Annotated in this window: 6 protein-coding genes; 5 read left to right on the top strand and 1 reads right to left on the bottom strand. The window is 70.0% G+C overall.

Translation table 11 applies throughout. From position 1 onward, the window contains the following. Positions 1 to 161: 161 nt before the first annotated feature. Complete coding sequence (locus tag ACX80L_RS04960; RefSeq protein ID WP_133079995.1) at positions 162 to 1,247, bottom strand: inositol-3-phosphate synthase; 1,086 nt, start codon at positions 1,245 to 1,247, stop codon at positions 162 to 164. Between the two features lie 191 nt (positions 1,248 to 1,438). On the opposite strand from ACX80L_RS04960, the gene ACX80L_RS04955 reads away from it, so the two are divergent. The 5 genes from ACX80L_RS04955 (at position 1,439) to efeO (ending at position 7,802) form a co-directional block, all read left to right on the top strand. Beyond that, the gene (locus ACX80L_RS04955; RefSeq protein ID WP_459288055.1) at positions 1,439 to 2,965 is read left to right on the top strand and encodes a glycosyltransferase family 87 protein; all 1,527 of its coding nucleotides are present in this window, start codon (positions 1,439 to 1,441) and stop codon (positions 2,963 to 2,965) included. A gap of 110 nt (positions 2,966 to 3,075) precedes the next feature. Then, a complete protein-coding gene (locus tag ACX80L_RS04950) occupies positions 3,076 to 4,185 on the top strand; it encodes a lipid II:glycine glycyltransferase FemX (protein ID WP_459288053.1) in 1,110 nt (369 codons plus the stop codon). Between the two features lie 41 nt (positions 4,186 to 4,226). Continuing rightward, positions 4,227 to 5,666, top strand: coding sequence for an NAD(P)-binding protein (locus ACX80L_RS04945; RefSeq protein WP_133079992.1), 1,440 nt, complete (start codon positions 4,227 to 4,229; stop codon positions 5,664 to 5,666). Positions 5,667 to 5,754: 88 nt separating this feature from the next. After that, on the top strand, positions 5,755 to 6,603 hold the full coding sequence (gene efeU / locus ACX80L_RS04940) for an iron uptake transporter permease EfeU (RefSeq protein ID WP_133079991.1): 849 nt from the start codon (positions 5,755 to 5,757) through the stop codon (positions 6,601 to 6,603). Next, positions 6,600 to 7,802, top strand: a complete 1,203-nt coding sequence (gene efeO / locus ACX80L_RS04935) for an iron uptake system protein EfeO (protein ID WP_459288050.1) — start codon at positions 6,600 to 6,602, stop codon at positions 7,800 to 7,802. The genes efeU and efeO overlap by 4 nt, the downstream gene beginning before the upstream one ends. The last annotated feature ends 1 nt before the right edge of the window (position 7,803 follow it).

The raw sequence follows: 7,803 nt of genomic DNA, 5'->3' as shown, positions 1-7,803 counted from the left end.
CTCGGGAGCGGACCGGGCGGGGGGGGGGGGGGAGGGGCCCCCGTGCCCCCCCCCCCCCACCCCCCCCCCCTTCCCACCCCCCCCCCTCCCCCCCCCCCCCCCCCCCCCCCCCCCCCGCCCCCACCCCCCCCCCCCCCCCCCCCCCCTGCTCAGTGTCCTGCCTAGCGGTCGAGGTCGCCGCGGATGAAGGCTTCGACCTTCTCGTGGGCGATGTCGTCGGCGTACTGCTCCGGCGGCGACTTCATGAAGTAGCTGGACGCGGAGAGGATCGGACCGCCGATGCCGCGGTCCAGGGCGATCTTCGCAGCGCGGATGGCGTCGATGATGACACCGGCCGAGTTCGGGGAGTCCCAGACCTCGAGCTTGTACTCGAGGGACACAGGGGCATCGCCGAAGTTACGGCCTTCGAGGCGGACGAACGCCCACTTGCGGTCGTCGAGCCAGGCGACGTAGTCGGACGGGCCGATGTGGACGTCGTCCGCGTGCAGTTCGGCCTTGACGTTGGAGGTGACGGCCTGGGTCTTGGAGATCTTCTTGGACTCGAGGCGGTCGCGTTCGAGCATGTTCTTGAAGTCCATGTTGCCGCCGACGTTCAGCTGGTACGTGCGGTCCAGGGTGACGCCGCGGTCCTCGAAGAGCTTCGCCATGACACGGTGCGTGATCGTGGCGCCGATCTGGCTCTTGATGTCGTCGCCCACGATGGGGATCCCGGCATCGGTGAACTTGTCGGCCCACTCCTTGGTGCCGGCGATGAACACGGGCAGGGCGTTGACGAACGCGACGCCGGCGTCGATGGCACACTGCGCGTAGTACTTCGCGGCGTGCTCGGAGCCCACGGGCAGGTAGCAGACCAGGACATCGGCCTTCGAGGCCTTGAGCTGGGCGACGATGTCGACGGGTTCCTCGTCGGACTCGACGATCGTCTCGCGGTAGTACTTGCCCAGGCCGTCGAGGGTGTGACCGCGCTGGACGATCACGCCGGTGGGGGGCACGTCGGCGATCTTGATGGTGTTGTTCTCGCTGGCGCCGATGGCCTCGGCGAGGTCGTGGCCGACCTTCTTGCCGTCGACGTCGAACGCCGCCACGAACTGCACGTCCCCCACGTGGTACTTGCCGAACTCGACATGCATCAGGCCGGGAATCGTTCCCGCCGGATCCGCGTCGCGGTAGTAGTGCACTCCCTGCACCAGTGACGCGGCACAGTTGCCGACTCCAATGATTGCCACGCGAATGGGGTTCTGTCCCACAGTTCTCCTCGAAAGCCAGTTGAATATGCCCCGACCGTCATCGCTCCGGGCGCGGTCGGCAGGAAATGCCAGTCTACGTTCAGTATCCAACTCCGCCGCGTGCTCCTCCATTCCTTGCCTTCCCGGACGGGGCGCGTCAAGCTGCGTCCCGTCCGCACCGGGGTGCGCCGGCCTGCCGCTAGGCTCGGTGGATGACGTCGGGGACGGGGACACGCGGACCGTACCGCATCAGCGTCCCCACCCGTTCGGACCCCGTCCTCGGGCCACTGGTCGAGGGAGTCGGCGGGCCCCTGGGACGGCACGCCGATCCGGGCCGGATCGCTCCCCGATGGTTCACGGTCGAGCGGGTCCTCATCCTCCTCACGGTCGCCGCGGCCGTACTGGCCGTGGTGGTCAAGAACCCGTGTCGGCTCCAGGGGTGGTCCTCGCCCGACTACTTCTACCGGGCGTGCTACTCGGACTGGGCGGAGCTCTACCAGAGCCGCGGCCTCGGCGAGGGGATCCTGCCCTTCATCACACCGGGGGTGCTCTTCGAGTACCCGGTGCTGCTCGGCCTGCTGGCCTCGGGCACCGCCGTCCTCGTGGACCTCCTGGCGGGCGGCGCCGCGCCCGGCACGAAGTCGCTCCTCTACTTCGACCTGAACGCGGTGCTCCTCACCGGCATATGGATCCTGACGGTGCTCGCCACGCTCCGGCTGGCGAACCGAAGGCCGTGGGATGCCGTCGTCGTCGCGACCGCACCCGTCATCATCCTGTCCGGCACCATCAACTGGGACCTGTGGGCCGTGTTGCTCGCGACGGCCGGGATGCTGGCCTTCGCCCGAGACCGCCCGGTCCTCGCGGGCGCTCTCTGGGGCCTCGGCGCTGCCGTGAAGCTGTACCCCGTGCTGCTGCTCGGTGCCGTCCTGGTCCTCGCGCTCCGGTCGGGGCGGATCCGGCCGTTCCTCTCCGCCTCCCTGGGCGCGGTGGCGTCCTGGGCCGCGGTGAACGTGCCCTTCCTGCTCCGCGACCCGGAAGGGTGGGTGTACTTCCTGACGTTCTCGGAGTCGCGCGACGCCGGCTTCTCCTCGGGCTGGTACGTCTACAACGCCCTCGCCGATCGGGCCGGCGCGGCGACGCTGTCTCCCGCAGCCATCACGGCGGGCGCGATGATCCTCTTCGCCCTCGCCTGTGCCGGGATCGCAGTGCTCGCCCTGCGAGCCGAACGGCGCCCGCGCCTGGCTCAGCTCGCCCTGCTGGTCGTTGGCGCGTTCATCCTCTGCAACAAGGTCTACTCACCCCAGTACGCGCTCTGGCTGGTGCCCCTGATCGCCCTCGCCGTACCCCGCTGGCGCGTGGTCCTCGCCTGGCAGCTCGTCGAAGTGCTCCACTGGATCGCCGTCTGGCTGTACCTCGGGGGTCGGACGAGCGGTGGCGCCCCCGAACACAACCTCGGGCTCGGTATGTACTCCTGGGCGGTCCTCGCTCATATTCTCGCTACTGCATACGTCCTGGCTGTCGTCGTCGGGGAGATCCTGGCGCCCGAGCGGGACGTCGTGCGGCGTGTCGGCATCGACGACCCCCAGGGCGGCCCCTTCGACGGGGCCGTCGACCGCTTCGTCCTGCGATCCGGCACGGTGTCGACCGGAGCCGCCGGGCGCGGGCGCGGGCGGGCGGTCCCGGCGACACCGGTCGGGACGGCACGGAGGAACTCCGTCCCCGCTGCTCCGATAGGCTGACAGGACCGCGGGGAAGTCGTTCCCGTGCCGGCGGATCTCGGTCCCGGGCCGGCGCTGGAGCGCACATCGGCCGCCCGCGCGCCATCATCAGGACCAGTGGAAGACCATCAGTGACTGCAGCACCCCTGAACTACAGCAAGCTCGACGGGACCGCCTTCGCCGCGATCGCCGACGCCCATCCGCACGTCGTCATCCCCATCGAGCAGACGCCCGACTGGGTCGAGTTCGAACGTGCACTCGGGCGCTCGCCCCTGGGGATCTGGTCCTACCGGGACGAGGCCGGGACCCTGGTGGCGACCGCCAGCTACGTGCACATCGTGCGTCGCTTCAGGGAGTCGGTGGTGGTCGTCAACGGTCCGGTGTGGTTCGCCGAGCGGACCCCGGCCGCGGAACGGGTCCTGATGGAGACGGTGCGCCGGCAGTTCCGCGACTCCGCCGACGTCCATCCCCTGTACGTCCGCATGCAAGTGGCCACCCTGCAGGCGCCGGCCACGGGTCCCATCGAGCACGGCTGGTACGAGCGCGAGATCGTCGTGGACCTGACGCCGTCGGAAGCGGACCTGCTGAGAAGTTTCCGGCCGAATGCCCGCAACAGCATCCGTCGGGCCCAGCGCAACGGCGTCGAGGTGCGTTCCATTCCCCGAAAGGAATGGAAAGGGGTCTTCGCGGCGCAGCTGTTCCCGATCATGCAGGAGACCGCGGAGCGGGACGGGTTCCAGTCCTTCGACTCGGCCTACTACGAGACGCTGCTGACGGTCCTGGGGGACCATCTGCGGCTCCTGGTCGCCTACCGGGACGGTGCACCCCTGAGCTGGCTGATCACCACCGAGTACCGCGGATACTCCGTCTACTACTTCGCCGGAAGCACGCACGAGGCGCGCAGCACCTTCGCGCCGTACCTGCTGCTGTGGGAGGCGTTCAGGGTGCTCAGGGCCGCGGGCAACACGGCGTGCGGCCTGACGGGCATCGTGAGCGAGAACTACCCGGGCCTCGCGAACGTCACCACCTTCAAGCGGAACTTCTCCAAGAACGTCGTGGTGGTTCCCACGACCTACGACATCCCGCTGGACCCCAGAAGATATGCCGTCGTCGCGTCGCTGCTCGCCGCGCGCCGGACGGGCCCGAGTACCCTGCGGGGTGCCGTCCGGCGTGCCGCGGGCCTCGTGCGGCGGTTCCGGACGGGGCAGAACGCTCCCGGTACACCCACCGCGGAGACCTAGCGCCGGGCGGGGTGGTCCCGCACGGCAGGAGAGGAAGTGCCATGCCAGATGTCGAGGTTGTCGGTGCGGGCCCGAACGGTCTCGCGGCCGCGGTCGTCATGGCACGGGCGGGACTGTCCGTCCGGGTCCACGAAGCATCTGCGACGCTGGGGGGCGGTTCGCGTTCCATCGAGCTGATGCAGGAGGGGCACCTCCACGACTTCTGCTCGGCGGTCCACCCGATGGCACTCGCCTCCCCCTTCTTCCGCGACTTCGAGCTGAGCCGTCGCATCGGCTTCGCGGTCCCCGAGGTGTCCTTCGCCCATCCGCTCGACGGCGGCCGCGCGGGTATCGCGTACCGCAGCTTGGACAGGACGGTGGAGGGCCTCGGGGAGGACGGCGAAGCCTACCGCCGGTTGATGCAGCCCCTGAGCGAGCGCGAGCGGGCCATCCTCGCCTTCACGCTGAACCACGTGGTGCGCATCCCGAAGAGCCCCCTGGCCGCGCTGCGCTTCGGGCTCGCGACCCTCGAGCAGGGCCTGCCGTCCTGGAACCGCCGCTTCCGAACGGACGAGGCCAGGGCCCTGGTCACCGGCGTGATGGCGCATCCCGTGGGAACGCTGCCGTCGCTCGCCGGTGCGGGTGCCGGCCTGACGCTGAACCTCCTCGCCCACACGGTGGGCTGGCCCATCCCGGTCGGCGGCTCGCAGTCCATCGCGGACGCCCTCGCCCTCGATCTACGCCGCCACGGGGGTGAGGTCGTCACGGACAGCAGGATCGAGACGCTCGCCGAGGTGTCGGACGCGCGCGTGGTGCTCCTCGACGTCGCGCCGAAGACCTTCCGCGCGATGTCGCGCGGCCGGCTCCCGGCCGTGTACGAAGCCGCCCTCTCCGCCTTCACCTACGGCAACGCGGCCTGCAAGGTGGATTTCATCCTGTCCGCCCCCGTGCCGTGGACGCATCCCGAACTGCACCGCGCCGGCACCGCCCACCTCGGCGGGACCCGGGAGGAGATCGCCGCCGGGGAGAAGCAGGTCAACCAGGGCAGGCATCCCGAGCGTCCGTACGTCCTGCTGTCCCAGCCGTCGTCGTTCGATCCGACCAGGGCGCCGGAGGGCCGGCACACCCTCTGGACCTACTGCCACGTTCCACGGGGGTCCACGAGGGACATGGCGGAGGCGATCACCGCGCAGATCGAGCGGTTCGCCCCCGGGTTCCGTGACGTCGTGGTGCAGAGCCATACGACGACGGCGAGCGAGCTGGAGGTGTACAACGCCAACTACGTGGGCGGGGACTTCAGCAGCGGCGCGGTGAACCTGCGCCAGATCGTCGCCCGACCGGTACCGTCCCTCCAGCCCTGGGCGACGCCGCTCAAGGGGGTCTACCTCTGCTCGCAGTCGACCCCGCCGGGCCCGGGCGTGCACGGGATGGCGGGACTGAATGCGGCGAAGCTTGCGCTCCGGCGCGAGTTCGGGTTGCCGGTCCCCGCGTTGGGGCTGTGAGCAGGTAGCAGGCGCTCGACGGACCGGAAGTTAGGCTATGCTTACCTTGCCTCGCTGACAGGGGCTTCCCCTGCAAGAAAGCCGTTCCATGTTCGCCAACTACCTGATCGGCCTGCGTGAGGGCCTCGAAGCCGCGCTGGTCGTCGTCATCCTCGTGGCGTACCTCGTGAAGATCCAGCGCAGGGACCTGCTGCCCGGCATCTGGCTCGGGGTGGCGCTCGCGGCAGTGCTCTCGCTCGGTTTCGGGGCACTGCTCACCTACGGGACGCACGGACTCACCTTCGAGGCCCAGGAGGCGATCGGCGGCTCGCTGTCCATCGTCGCGGTCGGCCTCGTCACCTGGATGGTCTTCTGGATGGCACGGACGGCGAAGAACCTGCGCGGCGAGCTGCACGGGCAGGTGGACCGCCGTCTCGCCGCCGGGGGCACAGGCCTCGTGGTCGTCGCGTTCCTCGCCGTCGGCCGCGAAGGTCTCGAGACCGCACTGTTCCTCTGGTCCGCCGTCCAGGCGACGGGCCAGACCACGCAACCCCTCCTCGGCGCCGCGCTGGGGCTCGCCTCCGCCGTCGTCCTCGGCTGGATGTTCTACCGCGGGATGCTGCGCATCGACCTCTCGAGGTTCTTCACCTGGACCGGCGGCATGCTGATCATCGTGGCGGCCGGGGTGCTCTCCTACGGCATCCACGACCTCCAGGAGGCGGGCATCCTGCCCGGCCTCAACACCCTGCTGTTCGACGTCAGCGCAGCCGTTCCGCCGTCGAGCTGGTACGGCACGCTGCTGAAGGGCACCGTGAACTTCTCGCCGGCCACCACCTGGCTCGAGGCGATCGCCTGGCTGGCGTACACCATCCCCACCATGACCCTGTTCATCCGGCGAAGCGCGCGGCGGACGCCCGCTCCCGCCGCGACGATCCCCGTTCCCCAAGGAGCCAAGTGACCACCGCCCGCCTTTCGAAGCCTGCCGCGGCCGTCGCCGCCTGCGGCGTCCTCCTCGCGACCGCCTGCACGCCGAACGCCTCCGCCGGGACAGCCGACGGCGCGTCGGGGGGACTGAGCGTCACCAGCACCGCCGAGGACTGCTCGGTCTCGGCCGCCACCGCGGAGAGCGGTCCGCTGACCTTCAGCATCACCAATGCCGGGGACCAGGTGACCGAGTTCTACCTCCTCGCCGAGGACGGACTGCGCATCGTGTCCGAGGTCGAGAACATCGGACCGGGCATCAGCCGTGACCTGGTGGTGAACGCCAGGCCGGGCTCCTACTACACCGTCTGCAAGCCGGGCATGGTGGGCGACGGCGTGGGCCGCGCTTCGTTCACCGTGACCGACTCCGGGACCGCCGTCGAGCCGACGGGCGACGAGCAAGCGCAGATCGACGCCGCCGTGGTCAACTACAAGGCCTACGTCAAGGACCAGGTGGACCAGCTCCTGACGGGCACCGAGGACTTCGCGGCCGCCTACGTCGCAGGTGACGACGACGCGGCCCGCCGCCTCTACCCGACCACCCGGATGCACTTCGAGCGGGTGGAGCCCGTGGCCGAGAGCTTCGGCGACCTCGACCCGAAGCTCGACAACCGCGAGGCGGACCTCGCCGAGGGGGAGGAGTGGACCGGCTGGCACCGCATCGAGAAGGACCTGTGGCCGCCGGCCGACGCCGCGTACACTCCGCTGACGCAGGCGGAGCGGGAGGCCGTGGCCGCGCGACTCGTCCAGGAAACCACGACGCTGCACGCCGCCGTGCAGGAGATCGACCTGTCCCTCGACCAGCTGGCCAACGGGGCGATCGCCCTTCTCGACGAGGTGGCGAACGGGAAGGTCACGGGTGAGGAGGAGATCTGGTCCGGGACGGACCTCTGGGACTTCCAGGGCAATGTCGAGGGGGCGCGGGTCCTCGTCGACGGCCTGGAGGACCTCCTCGAGGACAAGGATCCCGAACTCGTCGCGACCCTCGGGTCGGACTTCACGGACCTCTCCGCCGAACTCGACAGGCACCGTACGAGCGTGCCCGGTGCCGCGCAGCGCGACATCGCCTACGTCTCCTACGGCGACCTGTCCCAGGCGGACGTGAAGGCGCTGTCCGATCGCGTCAACGCACTCGGGGAACCGCTCTCGCGGATCACCGCGGTGCTCCTGGGCTAGC

The sequence above is a fragment of the Arthrobacter sp. MDT1-48-3 genome (genome assembly GCF_054511015.1).
Note: the sequence above shows the minus strand (reverse complement) of the source record. Positions and strands in the feature narration are given on the sequence as shown.

What these genes read in the sequence shown, in the direction of transcription:
- ACX80L_RS04955 (WP_459288055.1), top strand. Translation starts at nt 1,439, where the DNA reads ATGACGTCGGGGACGGGGACACGCGGACCGTACCGCATCAGCGTCCCC.
- ACX80L_RS04945 (WP_133079992.1), top strand. Translation starts at nt 4,227, where the DNA reads ATGCCAGATGTCGAGGTTGTCGGTGCGGGCCCGAACGGTCTCGCGGCC.
- efeU (WP_133079991.1), top strand. Translation starts at nt 5,755, where the DNA reads ATGTTCGCCAACTACCTGATCGGCCTGCGTGAGGGCCTCGAAGCCGCG.